11 protein-coding genes are annotated in these 22,402 nt (G+C 42.2%); 8 read left to right on the top strand and 3 right to left on the bottom strand.

All coding sequences use genetic code 11. The features are described 5' to 3' along the window. Together ACHFIY_RS02495 and ACHFIY_RS02490 are read left to right on the top strand one after the other, a co-directional pair. Nucleotides 1-2,385 carry a glycoside hydrolase family 95 protein gene (locus tag ACHFIY_RS02495; protein WP_410844471.1) on the top strand — a complete coding sequence of 795 codons (2,385 nt, stop codon included), beginning with the start codon at nt 1-3 and terminating at the stop codon, nt 2,383-2,385. A 9-nt stretch (nt 2,386-2,394) separates the two neighbouring features. Beyond that, nucleotides 2,395-4,959, top strand: coding sequence for a heparinase II/III family protein (locus ACHFIY_RS02490; RefSeq protein ID WP_410844470.1), 2,565 nt, complete (start codon nt 2,395-2,397; stop codon nt 4,957-4,959). Nucleotides 4,960-5,256: 297 nt separating this feature from the next. On the opposite strand, the gene ACHFIY_RS02485 is transcribed toward ACHFIY_RS02490, so the two are convergent. Further along, nucleotides 5,257-5,718: a VOC family protein gene (locus ACHFIY_RS02485; RefSeq protein WP_410844469.1), complete on the bottom strand. Its 462-nt coding sequence runs from the start codon at nt 5,716-5,718 to the stop codon at nt 5,257-5,259. 512 nt (nt 5,719-6,230) lie between these two features. Between ACHFIY_RS02485 and ACHFIY_RS02480 the strand changes: the two genes are divergently transcribed. Both ACHFIY_RS02480 and ACHFIY_RS02475 read left to right on the top strand, forming a co-directional pair. Then, complete coding sequence (locus ACHFIY_RS02480) at nt 6,231-8,882, top strand: right-handed parallel beta-helix repeat-containing protein (protein ID WP_410844468.1); 2,652 nt, start codon at nt 6,231-6,233, stop codon at nt 8,880-8,882. Between the two features lie 12 nt (nt 8,883-8,894). After that, nucleotides 8,895-9,692 (top strand): T9SS type A sorting domain-containing protein, encoded by a 798-nt coding sequence (locus tag ACHFIY_RS02475; protein ID WP_410844583.1) that lies wholly within the window; start codon nt 8,895-8,897, stop codon nt 9,690-9,692. Nucleotides 9,693-9,874: 182 nt separating this feature from the next. Here ACHFIY_RS02475 and ACHFIY_RS02470 read toward each other — a convergent pair whose 3' ends face one another. Then, complete coding sequence (locus ACHFIY_RS02470; RefSeq protein WP_410844467.1) at nt 9,875-10,642, bottom strand: hypothetical protein; 768 nt, start codon at nt 10,640-10,642, stop codon at nt 9,875-9,877. 449 nt (nt 10,643-11,091) lie between these two features. After that, nucleotides 11,092-11,829, bottom strand: a complete 738-nt coding sequence (locus ACHFIY_RS02465; protein ID WP_410844466.1) for a T9SS type A sorting domain-containing protein — start codon at nt 11,827-11,829, stop codon at nt 11,092-11,094. A 198-nt stretch (nt 11,830-12,027) separates the two neighbouring features. On the opposite strand from ACHFIY_RS02465, the gene ACHFIY_RS02460 reads away from it, so the two are divergent. The 4 genes from ACHFIY_RS02460 to ACHFIY_RS02445 all read left to right on the top strand — a co-directional run bounded on the left by ACHFIY_RS02460 (nt 12,028) and on the right by ACHFIY_RS02445 (nt 22,379). Then, entirely contained in the window at nt 12,028-12,573 is a 546-nt protein-coding gene (locus tag ACHFIY_RS02460; protein WP_410844465.1) for a transposase, read from the top strand. A 1,110-nt stretch (nt 12,574-13,683) separates the two neighbouring features. Then, nucleotides 13,684-16,827 carry a hypothetical protein gene (locus ACHFIY_RS02455; protein WP_410844464.1) on the top strand — a complete coding sequence of 1,048 codons (3,144 nt, stop codon included), beginning with the start codon at nt 13,684-13,686 and terminating at the stop codon, nt 16,825-16,827. Between the two features lie 75 nt (nt 16,828-16,902). Then, nucleotides 16,903-18,450, top strand: coding sequence for an alpha-L-fucosidase (locus tag ACHFIY_RS02450; protein WP_410844463.1), 1,548 nt, complete (start codon nt 16,903-16,905; stop codon nt 18,448-18,450). A gap of 548 nt (nt 18,451-18,998) precedes the next feature. After that, complete coding sequence (locus ACHFIY_RS02445) at nt 18,999-22,379, top strand: PA14 domain-containing protein (protein ID WP_410844462.1); 3,381 nt, start codon at nt 18,999-19,001, stop codon at nt 22,377-22,379. The last annotated feature ends 23 nt before the right edge of the window (nt 22,380-22,402 follow it).

Raw genomic sequence — 22,402 nt, 5'->3', positions numbered from 1 at the left:
ATGAAACAGAATATAAGTAAAATTCTATTAGCCGTTGTATCAACCCTATGGTTGATGTTGGCAAATGCGCAATCACCTGACAAAGTGCTATGGTTTGATAAGCCAGCCCGCTTTTTTAATGAGAGCCTTCTATTGGGCAATGGCACACAAGGTGCTACTGTATTTGGTGGTGTTGCAAAAGAAAAAATCTATTTGAATGATGCCACACTATGGTCGGGTGAGCCGGTAAGCGATACGCTTTATAAAGATTATTACCTAAACCTACCTACAGTAAGGGAGGCTTTGCAAAGGGAGGATTATCCTGCGGCAGATACATTAATAAAAAAATTACAGGGGCATTACAGTCAGGCATACATGGCTTTAGGTACGCTTTACCTGCAAATGGATCATGACACAGCAGTAACAAATTATTATCGCAGGCTTAATTTGGATAGTTCCATTTCAAAAGTGCATTATACTGTAAACGGTGTAAACTACGATAGGGAATACTTGGTTTCTAATCCCGATAAGCTGATTATTATCAAGCTAAAAGCAAGTAAAAAAGCAGCCTTAAACTTTGAGCTGGGCTTTAATAGCGTGCTTCACTACGGTTTTGAAAAGTGCAACAACGGTATTATGGCTGTTGGCTATGCGCCTTACAGGCAGGATGCATCTGCCCGAGGTACCATCGGTAAAATATTTTATGATGAAAACAGGGGTATTCATTTTGGTGCCAACATGGCAGTAAAGGCCAAGGATGGTAAACAAATAGTAGGTGATTCTACCATTAAAATAACGGGTGCAACAGAGGCTATTATCTATGTATCGTTGGCAACAAGTTTTAATGGTTTTGATAAAGACCCTGTAAAACAAGGGAAGCCTTATAAATCAGTTGCGCAAAGCATTGTTTACAAAGCGATGGCCAAAAGCTACGATGCCATAAAGAAAGCACATATTGCAGATTATAGGCGTTTGTTTGCAAGGGTAGATTTGCAGCTAGGATGGCCTAAAACCGATAAAGCATTGCCCACTGATGAAAGGTTGCAGCAATATGCAACAGGTGTAGAGGACAAGGCTTTGGAGGCTTTGTACTTTAACTTTGGCAGGTATTTGCTAATCAGTAGCTCCCGCACCCCCAACTTGCCAGCCAACTTGCAAGGTATTTGGAGCTATTATGTACGCCCACCTTGGCAATGCAACTACACCACCAACATTAACGCTCAAGAAAACTATTGGCCATCCGAAACAACCAACCTCACCGAATTGCATCTGTCTTTATTGGGGCAGATTGAAAACATTTCTAAAACAGGGGCTGCCAATGCCCGCAACTTCTATCATTGCCGCGGTTGGTGTTGTGGGCACAACTCAGATATTTGGGCAATGAGCAACCCAGTTGGTGATAGGCTAGGCAGGCCAAGATGGAGCAATTTCTCGATGGGCGGGGCATGGTTGAGTACACATATCTGGGAACATTTTTCCTTTTCGCAAGACACGGCTTACCTAAAACAAAAAGGTTATCCCATACTAAAAGGTGCCGCCCAGTTTTGCATGGACTTTTTGGTGAAAGATAAAAAAGGCAATTATATAACTTCCCCATCTACCTCTCCAGAAAACACATTTATTACAGATGCAGGCTACAATGGATCGGTATTGTATGGCGGCACTGCAGATTTGGCCATTATAAGGGAATGTTTTATCAGCACTATCAAAGCAGCTAAAGCCTTGAAAGTTGACGCAGGTTTTGTAACTGCGCTACAAAACAAATTGGATAATTTACACCCTTATCAAATTGGAGCAGCGGGAAACCTGCAAGAATGGTATTACGATTGGAAGGACCCCGAGCCTACACATCGCCACCAATCACACTTGATTGGCTTGTTTCCTGGCAGCCATATCACCTTAGACAAAACACCTGAATTAGCTAATGCTTGTAAAAGAACGTTAGAGATTAAGGGCGACGAAACAACAGGCTGGAGCAAGGGTTGGAGAATTAACCTTTGGGCTAGGCTAAAGGACGGCAACCATGCCTATAAAATGTATAGGGAATTATTGCGCTATCTTCCGCCAATAGGCGATACTATTATTTATAACGGGCCAGGAGGCACTTACCCCAACCTGCTAGATGCTTGCCCGCCATTCCAGATTGATGGCAATTTTGGGGGCACTGCTGCCGTTGCCGAGATGTTAATGCAATCAACCGATGATGGGATAATATTACTACCTGCGCTTCCTGCTGCTTGGCCTAGTGGCTTAGTAAAAGGATTAAAAGCAAGAGGCGGCTTTACGGTAGATATACAATGGGAAAAAGGCAAAGTGGTTGATTACAAGATTCGCTCAAAGAAGCCTAAAAAAGTTAGTATATCATTTAATAATAAAACAGCAATAATAACCTCACAAGCAATATAGAGTATGAATATGAAGAAAAAGTTCCTAGTGGTGGCAGGTGCGCTTATCGCATCCCACAGTTTTGCCCAGTCTATCCAAGAGACATTTAAATATTGGGCAGATGATACCCTTGCTGCCAATGATGCAAGGCTTCTAGAGCAGCCCAAAAGGGCTTTTACCGCAGAGGAAGCATTAAACGGCACGATGCATTGGGTAAACCCATACAAGCAAACCCTTGTGCCAAATGCAGAGGGCTTCGATATGTCTAAAATAGGCAAGACACCTGCCAACGGGATTCATCCACGCATCTTTACCTCGCCCGATGAATTTGCAGCCATCAAAAGCCGCTTGGAAACCACCACCATGGGCAAACGCTTTATGCAACTAGCAAACGATGCTTTGGACAAGCTGCACAAGGGCGATGGCAAATTGGGGCAATATTACCAACTGCTAAAAACAAGGGAATTGGTTGCCGGGCAAGACTCTCTGCCAGCTAAAGAACTAGGCAATTTGTTGGCCGTGCAGGGCTTGCTGGCACAACTGAATAGCGACAAAGCACTTTTAACCGAAACAGGCACCATTGCTGCCCGTTACCTAAAAGCTCTTTGCCTGCATATTGATGCCGAGCCAGTGAACCCAGTACACGCCATGGAAGTAAAAGAAGCTTTGTACACAAATGGCGAAATTGCCAAGTTGTTCGACTTTACTGCTGCTGGTATGTCGGCTGCCGACAAGCAATGGTTCATTAAATTTTACACCAAAGCCACTTATGGCCATTATGGCCTAGGCATGGAGATGCCCCCACATTGGCGTAGATGGAACCATATTGCCATGTCCATTGCATGTCCGCTATCTATCTTGGCGGTTGAGAACGAAAAAGGGTGGGACAAGCGCATTTTCGAGCGAGGGAAAGACGTTGTGAGCGATTACCTTACCTATTCCTACACGCCCGAGGGCATGAGTTCAGAAGGTATCGTTTATACCTTCAACGCTTTTCCAAACGACCTGCTGGCCATGGCTGCCATTGCCCGGAGGGACAAAACCTACAATACATTCACCAACCCGCATTTCCGTGCCATACCCGATTGGTTGATTTATACCTTGGCGCCCAACGCCAAGGCACTTTGGCATTCGCATGGCGATACAGGCAGCACGGCAGACATACCTTGGTTGATGATGATGATCATGAAGTACTTTTTCCCCACCGATGCCAAGATAGATTACTTATATGCCAACTCCTTGTTCAAAGACATTAAGCAAGTACCTGATGTGTCGGCCTTTGTATTTTGCATGGACCCCGACAAAACCGCTGCCCAGTACAACAACATACCGCCCGTGCAGATGCCGCTTACTTATTTTGTGCCTACTAGGGGTAGCTTGGTGGCAAGGAACAAATGGGGCAAGGATGGGTTGATGTTCCAGTTTGATGGCAGGCAAGACATGATGTACCAATCGCACGACCATGCGGACAGGGGCAATTTTTGGCTGGCTGCTAATGGCCGTGTTTGGGTGATGGATGGCTGGCGCAGCACCGAAAGCAAGTACCATTCCGTGATAACCATTGATGGTCGTGGGCAAGGCTATTTTGCCACCCCTGCTGCTTGGAAAAACTACTTCGACAAGCCCGAAGCCACTTTTGGCACGGTTGATTATAAATACTGCTTCGATTGGAGTTGGCTGAAATCGCCAGTGGCAGACAATATGGTGGGCAAGCAAATGCCCCCGCAATGGGCAGAAGGCGTGTATAAAAACACGGCTGACAAGCTGAAACGCTATTACCCCAACGAAGTGCCGCAACGCGACCCTTTGCGAAAGGTGGCCGACTACTACAATGGCAACATGGAAACCAACCCACTGATGTGGGGCGAAGATACCTGGCCAATGCGGCTAAAAAACTACCCTGTGGAATATGCCTTCCGCACGGCTGGCTTGGTAAAAGGCAAGCATGATTATGTGTTGATTGTGGATGATATTAAAAAAGACAACCAAGAACATTTGTACGAGTGGGCAATGCCTATGCAGTTAGATGTGGAACTGGTATCCATCAAGCAATTGGTGGACGTAAAGCAGCAAACAGGGGCATTGACGCTGGGCTTTAATGCTTTGTCGGATCAGCGCACACAGGGTGAATACGATATTGTGCTGGGCGACAAGCGCATGAAACGCAATATGGAGGAAGTGGACAATACCGTGGGCGGCGTTTACAATGTAGGCCGTTTTGCCCCACAAAAAGGCGATCCGCAACTTTTGGTGAGGGTACTAGAAAGCACAGAAGCTGCCATACCCAACCAAGAACCCAACCCTAGGCTAGAAGCCTTTGAAAACCTGAAAACAGAGGATATGCACCAGTTTTATCTGCGCAGCATGGACATTGCAAAACGCCTAGTGGTGCCCTCACGCTCCACGTCGCCAAATTTCAAAGTCCTGTTGTTCCCCTACCTGCATGGCGAAGAACTTCCCAAAACACTCTGGGATGCCACCCGCACGCACTTAACCGTAACTTGGAAAGACCAGAAAGACGAATACACTTTTACCAAACAAGCAGACGGGCATACCGTATCACAGTTGGTAAGGGATGGCAAAGTGATTTTTTAAAAGGGTTGATTATAAATACACAATGCCCCTATCTGGTAAAACGGGTAGGGGTATTTTTTTCTTTTATTGGGTAAGCACAAGTGACCAATTAAAGCTGAACGGCTGGGCTAGTGGCCAAATTCCCCTCTCGAGGGATGCCAAAGGGTGGGGTGATTACTACGCTACGATAACCCATAGAAGGGTACGCGCCACATGAGTACACCAGAAACCCTTTTTATTTGCCTTGTTTTATTTAGGATTAAGCTGACGTGTACAAGCTGGACTTAATAATTGTCACTTGTCGTAAGTAAATTCACTTTAAAAATCAGCAATAATTAGCTTCTTCATTCCCATCATTTTTTTGAATGCACCAGGTTTTTTATTGAGTTCTTCCCAATTTTCAGGGCACACTTGCCAGCTTAATCCGTATTTGTCCTTGAGCCAACCGCAAACACTTTCTTCACCGCCATTTGCTGTGAGTGCATTCCAGTAGTAGTCAATTTCTTTTTGGTCTTTGCATGGTATCATGAACGAAATTGCTTCAGTGAATTTGAATAATGGGCCAGCATTGATACCAATAAATCGCATACCTAAAATTTCAAACTCCACAGTAAGAATTTTGCCTGCAAAATCTTTCTGAAAGTCTGCCAGTCCTTCTGTTTCTGTCATTGGATAGTAAGTAGTATTTATCATTTTCCCGTCTTTGAAAATTGACAGGTAGTATTCAGCGGCTTCTTTTACGTTGCCATCAAACCAGAGATTTGGAATTATTTTTTGCATATAATGTTCTTTTTTGTTGTACAAGTAAGTAAGTCAAAATGTACACCAAACTTCCCGAAAGTTGAAAACTTTCGGGAAGTTTTACCGCTTACGAGCAGTAAAAAGAACAAACCGATAAGTACACGCTATTAGCTGCACAAGCAACACTTCTTTTTTTTTATTATTATTTTAGTCAGGATTAAGTTGAAGTGAACTAGCCCACAAATAAACTATTGCACCATCTTCACATAAAGCTGCTCTTTTGGGATAATAAGCAACAATAAATAAAACGCACTTTTACACCATAACGATTCCTGTATGATTAACCAACGATTTGCTTTGCCAGCAATGCAACAACCTGTTGCATGTGTTTACTATTCCTTTTTAAGGTTTTCACAAACAATACAACCACCCTAATATCAAAATAGATTGCTTCAATAGCTGTTGTTTAAACGATTCTTAGTCTTCCAGTTTGACACTGTGCTGCTTAAACCGCCACGGTTTTCTTCATTTAATAAAATAAATTTTGCCATATGAAATATATAACTAGACTCAAAAAAATATGTTTGGTTGTTATCACCCTTTTTCTTTCTTCCCATATATATGCCCAAACGGTCAATATCTATGTATCACCAACGGGAAGTTCATCTGGTAATGGTACCACTGCTGGTACACCTGTAAACCTAAGCAGGGCAAGGGATGTAGCCAAAGCAAACACTACCGTTCCTTGTGTTATCTGGTTACAAGATGGCACTTACCCACAGTTTTCGTTAGATGCCACAGATGCGAGGGCAGCAGCTTACCCTGTTACCTACAAAGCGGTTAACCCGCTAATGGCTATTTTTCAACCCGTAAATACCTTAAATAGGTCAGACTTTCAACCTATCCCAGACAGTGTTAAAAACAGGATTGTAGATACTGCTGCAAAAACGCATGTAATGCAGTTAGATCTTACGCCTTATAATTTACAAAATCTTACTGTTTGGTTAAGTGTATTTGGCGTTGCCAACTTAAAAGTACCCAGCTTTTACCAAGACGGTGTTACATTGCCCCTATCCCGTTACCCAAACGACAGTACTATGTCTATGAACGGTGTATTGTATAATGGAGTAAACAAGCCCGACTCTGGCGGTATCTTCAAATACAAAAACCTACGCACCAAATACTGGGTAAAAGCCTTAGCCGATGAAGGTGTATGGCTAGCAGGCAATTGGCGTGTGCCGTGGGTGCAAGATTTTATAAAAACAAAATCTATCGATACCCTTGGTATGATCATTACCCAAAAAGATTATACAACTGGTGGTATTGGCGATAAATACAACCGCCCAACGGGCAACTATAAGGAACCCTATTTTGTAAGCAATTTGTTTGAAGAAATAGATACTGTTGGCGAATGGAGCGTAAACTTCAATACCAAAATGTTGTACATGTGGGTACCCTCAACAGGCACCATCCAATACTCTAGCTATGGCGATTTATCTGCAATAGTAGCTACCGATGTAACCAACACACAGTTTCAAAACATTAAAATAGTAAGTGGCTCAAGCAATGGCGTGCAGTTAAACAATTGTACCAACGTAACTATTGCTGGTTTTGATATCAGCTACTGTACTAACAACGGCGTTTATATAAAGAATGGTAGCAACTGTACCGTAAAAAGCTCCGACATACATTTAGTAGGGGCGGGGGGTGTTATTATAAGGGACACCGCATACACAAACGATCTGAAAACCCTTCCTGCTGCTAACCATCAGGTAATTAATAACCACATTTATTCTTATGCTACAACAATACCCCTCTATTCTCCAGCCGTAGATGTGCGCAATAGCATTGGCAACTATGTTGCCTATAACAAAATACACGATTGCCCCCATGTAGGTATTGAATTTGATAATAGCAACAATAATCTACTAGAGTACAACGAAGTATACGATGTGGTAAAAGAATATAGTGACATGGGTGGTTTTTATGCCACAGGCAATTGGCAAGATAGGGGCAATAAATTAAACCACAATTACCTGCATGATTCTCCCAATGGCAACGGACTATACTTAGATAATTATACATCAGGAGATAGTTGCAATTATAATATAGTTGTAAACGGGGTAATTGGGCAATATAACCACGATGGTTACTTTAATCGGTTCTTTAATAACGTGCTGATTAATTGTTCAAAACCAGTTAGTTCTTCCTTTGAGAGAGATACCATTGCAGCCTATATTACTAAATTCAACAACCTAAAAGCCCTTTATTACAGCAGTGCCACTTACCGCGCAGCTTACCCAGAATTGGCTGATTTGCTTGATACCGTGGCTGGTACCAATAAGGCATTTACCTCTCGCCTTTGGTCTCAAACAAAAGGCAATGTGTATATGGGTTTCACAGGCACTACACAGGTTTTCAATTATGTATCAGATGCCAATTTGTTCAATGCAAACGGAACAACCAATAATACCTACGCCCAAACAAGCGATCCATTCGTGAAGTGGGGCATGGTATTTCAAAACAACTTAAAAGTAACCAACAAATTGGCCAACCCCATTGTGCCTTTTCAAATGGATAGCTTAAGATTATCTGCTACCCTACAGCTTACAGGCAGTACAGATTGGCATATTAACCGCATAGGCTTATACGCAGATTCTTTCCGCACTAGCGTTGCTAGTACCAAAGTTTTGGGTGTAGATCCTAAAGCAATCATCAAAGTAACCGCTAGTAGCTATGTTGCACCAGCTACACTTACGCTTACCACAGGTGTAAAAAGCCCCAATATTGCCAACTGCATTTCTTCCATTAAGTTTTACGATAATGGCGTAGAAATTACAGGCCTAACCATAAACAAAGTCTCCAATTCTTTCGATTCTGTTACCTACACTACCACTTACACTGGCGTGGTTTCAGGCTCGCACAGCATTACCTCAACAGTTTTCGACGCACCAAACTGGAGCTATGCTGCCAACACAGCACAAGTAAGGGTAACAGAAACACGGGCACCTTATCCTGGTCCAAGTGCTGCTACCGTGCCCGGGCAAATAGAAGCCGAGAATTACGATAAAGGTGGCGAAGGCATATCTTATCACGATACTACTTTTGGCAATACAGGCGGCCAGTACAGGTTTGATGATGTAGACATACAAACTTGTAGCGAAGGTGGTTATAACGTAGGATGGCTATCAACCGGCGAGTAGCAAGAATATTCCATCAACGTAGCCGCTACTGGCAAATACACCATCAATACCCGTGTAGCAACCGCTTTAAGTGGTGCATACCATCTGTTGATAGACGGCGTAAATGTTACTGGCACCGTAAATGTTGCCTCCACAGGCGGATGGAGCGTATATACCACCGTATCTAAAAACCATATTGCCCTTACTGCTGGCAGCCATGTACTTAGGTACTACCACGAATCAGGCAGCCTAAATGTAAACTGGCACAAGTTTATACAGGAGGTGCAATTGTTTAAAGATTGTAATTATGGAGGTACTTGGTCAGCAGCTTTTGTAGCAGGCACTTATTATACAGCAAATATTGTAGCAGCAGGCGGTGTAAATAACGATGCCTCCTCCATACGCATCCCCGCTGGATATTCAGTTGTTTTATACGATGGCGATAGCCTTACTGGCACCTCCCTTACCTTAACGGCAGATGTTTCCTGCCTTACCTCGCTTAGTTTTAACGACAAGCTTTCTTCTATGAGCATCACAAGCACCAGCAATGCCACCCATGCTGCAGCCCAAAGCTTTGTACAGGCTGTAGAAACTGCACCGGATCAAGCGGTAACAGTTTACCCCAACCCTGCCAAAAATTATATCACCCTGCAAAATGTAAAAAACTCGGTAATATATATTGTAAGCAGTACGGGAAAACAAGTGATACAAACAACATCTGCTGGCACTTCAACCACCCTAAATATAGCTGGCCTAAGCAATGGCATGTACTATATTAAAGTAGTAAAAGGAGAAGAATCAGTTTTGAAAAAACTAATCATAAACAAATAGCAAACTATTCTTAGCGGTTTAAGGCTATTACAACAGGGCATATAAATACAAAGTTTACCCACTTATCTGGGTGTACAAAGTACTTATATGCCCTTTGTGCTTTTTAATAAACAGCACTAGCAGAACTTCTTTTATTTGTGTTGTTTTAGTTGGGATTAAATAAAATGGACTGGCTGGAGTAACTAAAATAAATGTGAAGCGAAGCCAGCAGCTTTAAAAATGTTTTTATTCTCATCTATAAACTTGAATAACTTGACGTCCTCTGTAAGTTTGGCAGAAACAGTAATTACCGCAACAAAAAGCATATCAATGATGTCATTACATGACAACATTACATCAAGTGAAAAAAGATGATTTGAAACCTCTATCTTTTTTTTTGATTTTATAAATTCAACTAAGTTTTGATATTCTTTATCATCTAAGTCCATCTCGAATTTACTGTAGGCTTCTACATTGATATGAACCTGCTTTGTCGCTGAACCATGTACAATTAAATTCCTGAGTAAATAAAATTCTTTAATAATTTCATATTTTTCATATTCAAATGAAGAAAAAAAATCTTTCAATCTTTTGCCAGTAATTGACTTAAATTCTGCAGCATAACGTACTTCGCTACTTAGTTTTATTATATCATTAATATAATTACTTACAATTTTCTCTTGAACTCCAGTCAACGATGATGTGTTTAAGTTCTTTAAAAGACAACTTTCAAAAGCACTTTCAAATAAAGCAAAGCAATTAATCACAATTGCAGAGTTTATTATTCTTATATTTTGTAATATTATTGGAAAATCTTGCCCACTTTCAATGGACGTATCAGGACTGCTTGAATATGAAACACCACTTAATTTGCCCCTAATTTCATATTTGTTTTTAGGTCGTAAACTATACATGTATTTTAAACTATCATAAAAAAAGGATTGGTTGTTAACTAATATTTTATCTGACATTTTTTATATTGATTAAATTTAAAAATAACAATTAAATGCTTGGGAAAGTCTTTGAATTTTCTGGCGCAGGACTCCCGGCCCGTGCTTGCCGGAGTTCTTGTTTTTTGCTTTCGACAATTTAGGGATGTTTGTCAATATCTCAAAATAAGCAATGGCTAGGCACAGTTCAGAGAACATACACCAGCCTGTTTGTTATGACAAATCTACGCCTTCACCCTAACACTATAAGCTCCTCCTCATCCACGCTCGAATTGTGAATATAAAAGAAGATAAAGCCAGCGTTTTTGTCGTAGCCGATACTTTCGGCGGTGTGGGGTTTAAAGCCGTTGAGGTTGAAGAGTACGGTAATGATTTTTGTACATGCGTTACTTCGTGACAGATTGGCCAAACTTGCACTTAATAAGCAACTTTTCTTTGTGCTACGTGTTTTCGTGCCTTTGTGGCAATTTTTACAGCACCTGCCATTTAACCGCCATGCCATTGTGCAGCAGTTTAATGATGTACATGCCCGTGGGCAATGTAGGCAGCTTGTATTGGTTATCACCTTTTTGCCAGGAAACGGGTTGTTGGTAAACCATCTTGCCCGCAGCATCATATATGGCAATGGCAGATTGTATGCTGGCGGAAGCAACGTTTTTGTAGCTAAGGCTAGCGCTACGCCCTTTTTGGGAAGGGTTGGGCAGCAATGCAAGGGTTTCTTTTTCCGAGCAATCCGTTTGCACTTTGGCTGTTTGGCTGTATAGCTGCTGGCCTGTGTTGGTTTGCAATAGCAGCCTGTAATATGCCGTGGTAGTAGTTTGGGGTACCTGGGTGGTATAGCTGTTGTTGCTGCCATTGTTTGCTGCTAATATTGTTTTCATTGTGGTAAATATGCCTGCGGCATCGCTTTGCTGTAGTTGATAGGTTTGCACGTTTGTTTCATCGGCTACATCCCACAATACAATCGCCCCGCAGCCGCTAGGGGAGGCGTTGAAATGGGTGATGGTAACAGGTAGTGGGGCACTTATGGTAAAAGCAACAGGGCTGGAAGGGAAATCCCAAACGGTGCTATCTAGCAAATGGGCTACCAAGGCATGTTTGCCAATGCTTGGGTTTTTCCATTGAGCGGTAAGCACTATTGAATCGAAGCTGGCTTTTTGCAGTGCCAGCGGCAGGTTCAATAAGGTATCATTGTCATACAAAGCCACTGAGGTATAGCTGTTTTTCTATAGGTTGGTGTCTCACCAACCTATAGAAAAAATAATCCAGAAACATTACTAATATTAAATACCTTCTTCTAATGGTTGGTGTCTCAGCAATCATTAGGAAATTTCATCCCAATATATCCCAATATTTCTTATTTAATAATCAGTATTTTGCGACGAGTAAAATAGATATCTAGTATCATGCATATAATCCATAGAAGACAGGGGCAAATGGGCTTTAGGCAGGCTTATTTTTATACAGATACCATTCACCATTTTCAACACCTACTAGCTAATGATGATTTAAAGATGATTATTATTCAATCTTGGCAATATCTGGTAAAAAATGAATTGGCAGATATTTATGGGTATGTAATAATGCCTAACCACATCCATTTAATTTGGAACATTTTGAAGATGAATGGCAAAGAAAGTGTGGCCGGTAGCTTTACAAAATTTACTGCCCATGCTTTTAGAAAATATTTATTACAGGTTAATCCAACCTTATTGCAACAATATAAATCAGATAAAAGTGATAGGTCATTTCAATTTTGGAAACGTGACCCTCTTGCTATCCAGATAAGTTCGGAGATAATTTTAATGGACAAATTAAAATACATCCATAATAATCCCATTAAAGAAAAATGGTCGCTTTGTAGGTATCCTGAAGAATATTTATGGAGTAGTGCACGGTTTTACCTTGATGGTAGTGACCAATTTGGTATAGTAAAGGATTTTCGGGATTAGCTTATGTTGGTTGTTGAGATACGAAACATTAGAAAAGGCCCTTCATTTTATCTAGCGGTTGGTGAGACACCAACCGCTAGATAAATGGTCGCTTTGTAGGTATCCTGAAGAATATTTATGGAGTAGTGCAGGGTTTTACCTTGATGGTAGTGACCAATTTGGCATAGTAAAGGATTTTCGGGATTAGCTTACGTTGGTTGGTGAGATACGAAACATTAGAAAAGGCTCTTTATTTATCTAGCGGTTGGTGAGACACCAACCGCTAGAATAAAAGCAAGTGCCTCCAATTTACAAAACACGTATCTTTATGCCAGAAATGCACTTGATACAAAATTATTTACAAGCTAATATTTAGGCATTTTTATCGTAGTTCTTTTTTTGCTAATATTAAAATAGTTGTAGTGCCAAAATTGGGTGTTGCGTTTATCACCCATAAATCACTCACTTTTTCTCACAAATCACTCACAAAATACGCACAAATCACTCAAAAAGTACGCACAAAACACGCATAAAACACGCACAAAAATTTTGCTATATTGTTGATAATTAATGGTTTAAATGAGTGAAAGCGATTTTTCAAAAACGACAAAGGAGGAAAAAACACCAAAAATTGGCAAAACTGAAACTATTTTAATAAAAAGCTAGGAAAAATGGATATGATAAAAGCTAAAACTACAACCGTAATTGGATACGTCAAAACAAGGCCTTACATGTAAAACTCCATAATCTAGCATACAAACTTTTAAGCAGCCTTCGGCTCCATTATCCTCTTTTTTCAATCTATTTTGCCCCATGCAGTATAGTGTTAGGCACATACACACAAGTCCGCTGGCATATTAAACATTAGCATTGCCTTTCTTAAAGACGATACTAAATAATTGCCATGTATATCCTGAAAATTTTTGGTTGCTTGTTTGTTTTGGGGGGCTTATGCCTGATAGAAAGACTGACATACACCATTCCCAAAGTTGATAAACGTTATTTTCCTTTATTAGATTATTTCCCTAAAATTTTGGCTTTCCATTAAACCTTTTTAATAATAAAGCCTCTGAATTCATCTATTTTAATGGTTTATTCAAACAATCACCCCATTTAACGAGAAGATAGTTTATGAAAAAAAAGTTACTTGCCTTTGTTGCACCACTTATTGTGTGTGTTTTTACCAATGCTCAAACCCCTAAACTTACCCCGCCACCGCAAGATGCTGGCCTGCCCTACACCCGTTCTGCACGCCCCCGTGCCTTGGAAGCGTTGAAGGGTACTACAGCCTTGTTTGCTGGTAGCCGCTATGCTTATGTGAATGGCTATAAAATAAGGCTAGACACCAAAGACATCCTCCGTGCAGAAGCAGTAAAGCAGAATGGTAAAATATTTGTGCCAGAAGCATTTGCAACCATCATGAGCCAGAAAGAAATACACCCTAAACCCATCCCGAAAGGCTTGGAAGTATTACAACCCCGTTGGGTGTATGAGGTAGATAGGCCAGCTTATATCATTCCCGCTTCGGTAGAAAAAATAACCATCAATGGGGCTGTTTATTTCGCTGCGGATGATTTGGCAAAAGCATTGGGCAAACAAATATTGCTGACCAAAAGAGGGCTTTTGCTCATCAGCGATAAGCCCATTACCTATCAAGATAGCGACCCTGTTTTGAGCGACTGTATCGTGAGTATTTTCGATACACCTGAAAAATTGATGGATCCAGATATTGCTACTAAATATGTGCCTACGTTAAAAGCACAAGGAAAATGGACAGACCACGCCCGTGTGAAACCCGAAGACCTAAAGGCGTTGGAAGAAGGTAAGGAAACCGAATGGCCTGTTACGCCAAAAAGCCAGTACGATTATAGTGGTTTCAACCAATCTTTATTAGGCAGTAAAGTACCTGCTCCTGGTGTTTATCCAAGGTTGTTGTTTAGCCCCGAAGATTTGCCAATGCTAAGGAAACATATAAGTGAAAATAAAACTGCCCAAAAATCAATGGCAGAGATTGAGATTTTATTTAAGAAAACTTGGTTTGACCCAACAACCAGTGATGGTAAATTATTTGATAAACTGGCAAGCGGCGATTTTGACAAGAACGTTCCTGCTGGCATGGGTACTAATACCTATGCCGTTGTAGGATTGACCAAGGATTTTAAACCTGGCATTCAGACTTCCCACACCAACTATATTACCAATTGCCTTACCACAATGGCTTTGTATTGTTTGTTAACAGACAATGAAACCTTGGGAAAAAAAGTGGCTGATGCCCTTTGCAACTATTACATTATTGCAGATAAACTGGTAGAAAATCACCTGCGGACTTCCGATAGCGAGTTTGGCATTAGTGGCGACGATGCTAACAATGCTGAAACCGTTTGGCGTGGCATGATTGGCATGGTGCCACACATGGATTTGGCTTTGTCCCTGGACTATGCTGGGAAATACATGACGGCAGCGCAAAGGAAATTTGTGGAACGCCTGATAGCCAAAGCCACTTATGGCCGTGTTGCAGAAGGGGGCGATGGCCCACGCAGGGGGTTCAGGGACGTGAACCATGTTACTTGGCATTTGACCCATTATATATGCGAGGCTGAAATAGAAGGGCTTGATGGTTTTGACCCAGAAGGCTATGCCACTGGTAGCGAACTAACTAGCGATTTTTTGGAATGGGGTATTGATAACAAAGGCCAGATGTTTGAAAGCAATGGCAAAAGCGGGGGAGGTTTCCAATTTGAATTTTTGTCGATGCTATTGCAAGCGCGCCGTGGGGACAACCTTTTTGGCCATCCGCATTTTAGAAAAATGCTTACTGCACAAGTTTATACCACCTCGCCAAACAGAAAAGAAACATTAAGCAGTGGCACTTGGGGTGGCAGTGCTTTTTCTTCACCAAGTGTGATGAGTATTAAATCATTTTATCCGAACGACCGAGCAGCAGATTATCTGTTGCAAAATGCATTTCCAGACATAAATGTAGCGCAACTAGATTTGAATGCCTACAAAGCCCAACTAGAAAAGAAAATTAGTGGCGTGCGTTTGCCAGGGACTAGCTATCCAGGGTTTGTTTTTTCTTTTCCTTATGTAACGGATTGGAAACCCACTACTCGAGAAGATTTGAAACTGCCAACTATTTGGAATACCGAAACCCACGGCATCCTTTCTGCTTCCTCTGACAATACTGAAAATGCCACTTGGCTTTGTTTCCATACGCGCAACAACCACTATATTGGTTCTGGCCATCACCATGCAGATATAGGCATGTTTTATTTCTCAGGGCTTGGTGTAAACTGGATTACGGAATCGCCATCGCCGAAGGCATACTCAGCCCGATACCACAATGAGGTTATTATAGATGGCAAAGCAGAAGCAGAAGGCCCAGCAGCAGGAGGCGATTATTTAGGTGCAAACCTAAAGCCAATGGGTGCGTTCAGTTCAGAGAATATGACTTATTCATATACCTATCAATGGTGCACGCAAGTGCCGATGAAATGGGGGGAAGGGTTCAGTACCATCGATTCATCGGTTGCCAAAGATGGCTGGGAATTGGAAACACGGCCTGATAACTTCAAGTATTTTGTAGGTACTACCCATTACAAAATGAGGTATTGGTGGCCATCTTACAATTTTTCCAATTTTGTGCCCAACCTAAGGGCTTTGTGGAATCCAGTTGAATATGTTTATCGTTCGGCAGGCTTGATAAAAGGTAATCATCCGTATTCAATAATTGTGGACGATGCCAAGAAAGATGCAAACCAACACTTATACCAATGGACTGCCATGACTGCAAAAGGTGTTTGGAAAGCCGATTACAAGAATGTGCCAAAAGGGGCAGTGGTGCTAGCACACGACGATAAATTAGAAAAAGATTGGGCTAAAGGAACAGATGTAGCCCCTCTATCACCTAAAACAGGCGACCCATTATTGCTGGTTTACAGCATTGCCAAACCCAATGAGGAGAATAATGTTGTAATGGAAACTGTGAAAGAAGCCACTAAAGCCGATGGGATAAAGTTTACCAATTTTGTACAAAGCATTGGCTCTTACAATCGATTGGCAATCAATAAAAACACTGTTACTGCCAACTTTAAAGTGTTGTTGATACCTTTTAAATATGGGGAAGAGTTGCCAACCATCACAACCGAAGGGTCAATTACGACCATTGCTTGGAAAGATGGACAAAAAGATGTGCTAGATTTTGCTGTAGATGCTACCAACAGAACCAAAGTGATGGTAATGCGTGATGGAAAAGAAGTGGTGGGGAGTAAGTAATGCAAAGCCTTATAAAAATCCGAATCTTTTTAAAACGAAAGATTAAGCAAAGCGTATTTTAAAAATGGTGTCTATATGAAAAAAACGGTTTTAGTGTTTCTCTTTATAACAATACTAGGTACGCCTATTATTTTACTAGCACAAGAACAGCCTGAGAAAGATATTGCCAACCTGAAAGCAGCAGAGGCAGTGATGGCCAAGCCTTTTGATGAAGGGCCTTTTCAGCCAGTAAATGATTCATTAAAACGCATCCCTTGCCCCGAATGGTTCCGTGATGCAAAGTTTGGTATATGGAGCCATTGGACACCCGCCTCCGTTCCAGGGATTGATAATGGCTACCCAACCGATATGTACCATCAAGGGTCGGCAGATTACAAGTTCCACCTTGCCCACTATGGGCATCCATCTGAAAAAGGATTCAGGGCTGTGATTGAGGATTGGAAAGCAGAAAAATTTAATCCTCAAGCATTGATGAAGAAATATGTTGCCGCAGGTGCCAAATACTTTTTTACCATTTCATGCCACCACGACAATTTTGACAATTATGCCTCTAGCTACACCCGTTGGAATGCCGTGGAAATGGGGCCGCACAGGGATATAGTAGGCGATTGGGCAAAAGCAGCAAGGGCAAATAATGTGCATTTTGGCATTTCATCCCATGCAGATAGGGCATGGTGGTATTATAAGGGTAGCTATGGGGCAGATACATCTGGCGATAAAAAGGGCATCCCTTACGATGGCAACAATCCTGCTTATTGGTCGCTTTACCAAAAACCACATGGGCCTAAAGACAAGCCATCACCCGAGTTTATTGCCTTATGGTATGCCCGCCATCGGGAGATGATTGATAAATACCAGCCCGAACTATTATACTTCGATGGACCATTGCCTTTTTCAAAGGAAGCAGGGCTAAAGCTGGCAGCGCATTTTTATAATGTAAATGCAGCAAAACATAATGGGAAACCAGAAGCCGTTATAAACGTAAAAGGAAATTTTGGCATCAGGGACTATGAGCGGGGCGTTGCCGACTCTATCACGCCAAACCCTTGGCAAGACGATACCTCCCTTGGTGGCTGGTTTTTTCTAAATACTGAAAGTACATTGAAGGCCGATAAAATGTCGCATACCAAAACAACAGCTGTCGTTATCCATACGCTTGCAGATGTGGTGAGCAAAAATGGCAACCTGCTGATGAATTTTCCTCAATATGGGGATGGTAGCCTATATCCTGAATGTGAACAGGTGCTTGCAGATTTGGCTAAGTGGATGCCTATAAACGGAGAAGCCATTTTTGGGACACGGCCATGGAAAATATTTGGCGAGGGGCCAACAATGATTAAAGCAGCGTATATGAATGAACCCAAACAGCCATTCACAGCAAAGGACATTCGTTTTACAACAAAAGGAAATGTGCTATATGCCATTATTTTAGGTTGGCCTGGGGACGGTGAAATTATTACCATCCAATCATTGCCAAAAAATACTGATAGTAAAATTTTAAAAACAGTGAAGCTACTTGGTAGTAAAAGCAAGATTACATTCAGCCAAGATGGAGAAGGATTGAAAGTAACCTTGCCAAGCCAAAAGCCTTGCGATTATGCAGTGGTTTTAAAGTTGGAGTAATACCGACTGTTGGTAAGAATACTACAAAGAGTTTTACACACCGCTCCCAATGGTTGGCGGTACTACAAAATGCTCGGAGGAATGCCGCGGATAGTTCAGTATACTCCTCACAATATTTGGGAGTAATGCCTACCGTTGGTAAATATACTTTGAATGGTTCTGCGCACCGCTCCCAATAATTTGGAGGGCTACAGAACGTTGGTTGGGACACTACGAACAGTTTTGCACACCGCTCCCAATGGTTGGGAGTACTACGGAACGTTCGGAGCGGTGCTACGGATAGTTGGTAGGACGCTACGGACGATTGGGAGGACTATAAAATGCTCGGAGGGATGCTACGTATAGTCGGTAGGACGCTACCAATGATTGGGAGGACTCCCAACCATTGGTAGCAGCTTCCCCAAGGGTTGGGGAAAGGGCTACCGATTAATGGAAGTTGCCGATGATACTTTGGAGGGGGAGTAAAAATGGAAGAAATCAAGGCATGTAAGCTACTTCGAGTCTCCGTGGCTTTGTAGGAAAATAAGGCTTCAATAATAAATTAAACCATGAAAAAAATAAGTTTAGGTATTTCCCTTTATGTTTTTCTTTTTAATTGTATTACCTCCTTTGCCCAAGATAGGGTAACAACAGATTTATCTGGCGGAGGTTGGAAACTTTGGAAAGACGCCGACACCACATGGAAACAGGAGGAAGTGTTTTTACCGCCTGTGGATATTGCAAAACTGCCTATTCATCTACCCACGGGTGGCTGGGATGTGTTGAACAATAGCAATGGGCTGAATGTGCAAGTACCCGGCACAGCAGAAGAATACTTGCAAAAAATTTCAGGGCCAGATGGGGATATAAAAGGCGTGAGCTGGTGGTATCGTTCCATACAAGTGCCTGCTTTGGGCAATAAACATAAAGTATTGCTCCGTTTTGAAGCTGCCCGTTACCGTTCGGAAGTATTTATTAACCATCAACTGGTGGGGTACGACCTTATTGGCAACACCCCCTTTGAAGTGGATATTACCAATGCTGTGAAGCCGGGTGAAACAGTGCAGCTAGCCGTGAGAGTTACAGACCCGGGTGGGAACTTTGACTGGGGCGATGGCGACAATATCCAATGGGGCAAGGTGAAAGTAACGGGCAGCCATGGTTTTGGTGGCATCACGGGGCGAGTGCAATTGATTAGTTGCAATGAAGTTTATATTGACGATATTTATGTACAGAACACCCCCGAGTACCATACTGCAAACGCAATTATAACTTTAAAAAATGCTACTGCTAAAGTTAATAAAACCAATTTATCAATAAGTGTAAGGGAAAAGAAAAACCCAAGTGTGGAAGTTTTCCATACGGTATTGAAAGGCGTTACTATCAAGCCCGGGCAAGACACTGTTTCCATTAAAATAAACGCCCCAACCGCCAAATTGTGGGATATTGATAATCCCAACCTTTATACTTGCCAGATTTCATTGGAAGATGCAGGAAAAACAATGGATGCAGATAAAAAAATATTTGGCTTCCGTTGGTTTGAATTGGCAGGTATTGGCAGCTATGCAATGTATCGGTTGAATGGGAAGCGCATGGTTTTGAGGACTGCCATAAGCTGGGGATTTTGGCCAGAGAATGGCATCTTCCCAACACCCGAGCTTGCGGAAAAGCAAGTACGCCTCGCAAAAACCTTGGGGTTGAATATGTTGAACTTCCACCGTTGCATCGGGTCGCCTATCATTATGGAAAAGGCCGATGAAATAGGGTTATTGTATTATGAGGAGCCTGGCAATTACTTGGCAGGCAACAAAGATGCTTTTTCAAGGGCTTGTATGCGTGAAAAGCTTTGCAGGATGGTAAAGAGGGACCGTAGCCATCCTTGCATGATTATTTACACCATGCAAAACGAAATGCGGGATGTTGATTCCCTGCTGTTTATCTCCCACAGGAGCGATATGCGGGCGGTACATGAAATAGACCCTTCCCGTGTGATAGTCCGTACTTCTGGCTGGGCAATAGAGGGCATTGATAAAAACGACCAAGCCAAGCTCCACATGCGCCCCTTTGATACTGCCCAATACATGAGCGGGTGGTTCGATTACCACCGTGCGCCGGGGTCACACACTTGGATGCAGTCATTATACAAAAGCCCTACCGACTTCTATGGCTATACCACAAACAAAAAGGAGATTGTTTACTGGGGGGAAGAAGGCGCATTGTCCACTCCATCAAGGCTTGGCTTAATAAAGAAAGCCGTAGAAAAGCAGCCTAATATTGGCTGGGACGGGGCGATGTACCTAGATGAATACAAAGCATTTGATGAGTTTATTCAGCATAAAAAGCTACAGAATACTTTTCCTAGTGTAGATGCATTGACATCTGCCATGGGGGCAATTTCCTTGGAACACCAAGGTCGGAAAATTGAAAACATCCGTGTTGGGAATGTTAGCGATGGATACGCCATTAACGGCTGGGAATCAGAGATACTGGAAAACCATTCTGGCATAGTTGATTGTTACCGCAACCCCAAGGCCGATCCTGCCATTCTTGCCTACTACAATCAGCCTTTGTATGTGGCAGTAAAGCCAAGAAAACAGGTAGTAGAACTACCCGGTAATGTAGCCGTTGATTTTTATATTGTGAATGAAAAGAACCTAAAAGGGAATTTTAGTTTGGAGCTAAATGTGAAAGACCCTAACGGTAAAGCGATATTTACCAAGCAAATACCTGTGGCCATCAGCGGTGGCGATATGTATGGGCAGCTCATTGCCGATAGTATCCCTATAACCCTATCAAAAATGGCTGGCATGTATAAAATAATTGCTACAATCAAAAATCCATCAGGTATTGTTGCTACTGGCCACGATGAAATATTGGGCGTAGATTGGCAATCACAAAGCCTAAAAGGCACTGGGGCTGTTTGGGAAAATGGCAATATCGTCAAAGCTTTCCTGAAAGATGCGAAGCAAAAAGAAGTACCCAACTATACCGATGCGGCTAAGAAACTGGATTGGTTAGTGGTGTCTCGTTCCCCAAAAGGTGGGGATATTACAATAGTGCCAAATGAACAATTGCGGGATGTTACTGGCAAAACAAAAGGAGTAACAGCTACCTATTATGTCGGTGCCGATTTTGACAAGCAGGTAGCACAACAGGTAGATAAAGACATAAACCTTACAGTATATTCTGGCGCAACACCGCACCCCAATGTGCCTACAACTTACAATTACAGCATTAAATGGGAGGGAAGTATAGTGCCACCTTATACTGGCAGATACCATTTTGAAATGGAGGTTGCCTACGGTGGCGATGGCACATTGTTTATTAACGGCAAAAAGCTGGCTTATGATGCCAAAGCAAAGCTGATAAAGGGAGATATAGAATTGACTGAAGGAAAAGCTGTATCCATAAAAGCAACCTTGCAGCACCGCCGCCATTCGGGGGCTTGCAGGTTGTTCTGGGCTATCCCCGATCCGTTGCCTATTGATGGGCAAACGCTTATCAACCGTGTAAAAGACGATGGCACTACCCTTGTTATCATTGATAATTCCGATGCTTGGATGGAGTTGATTGCAAAGAACACCTCCTTGAAATATACTGACAAGTTTAAAGTGGGTACCAATTGGCTTGGCGGAGTTGCGTTTGCAAAAGAACACCCATTGTTTAAAGATTTGCCTGTAAACCAAGGGCTCAACTGGCCTTATGAGGCGGTGGTCCACAATGGCAATGAACGATTGGGGTTTGAAATGGAAGGGGAGGAGCTAGTGGCTGGCAGCTATCATTGTTACCCACAAAAATTGGGGACGAGCGTTGGCATCATAAACTGCGGAAAGGGCAAAATCATTTTCTCTACCCTAGATATTTGTGGCAACCTGCAATCACCTGAATCTACTTCCGCAGTGGCTAAAAAGCTATTGTGCAACTATATAGATTTTGCTGGGGCAAAGTAAAATTTAAATACAAATTTGAATAC

The sequence above is a fragment of the Parasediminibacterium schistidii genome, assembly GCF_046546515.1.
GTDB lineage: Bacteria > Bacteroidota > Bacteroidia > Chitinophagales > Chitinophagaceae > Parasediminibacterium.
This window is presented reverse-complemented; position numbering and strand designations above follow the sequence as displayed.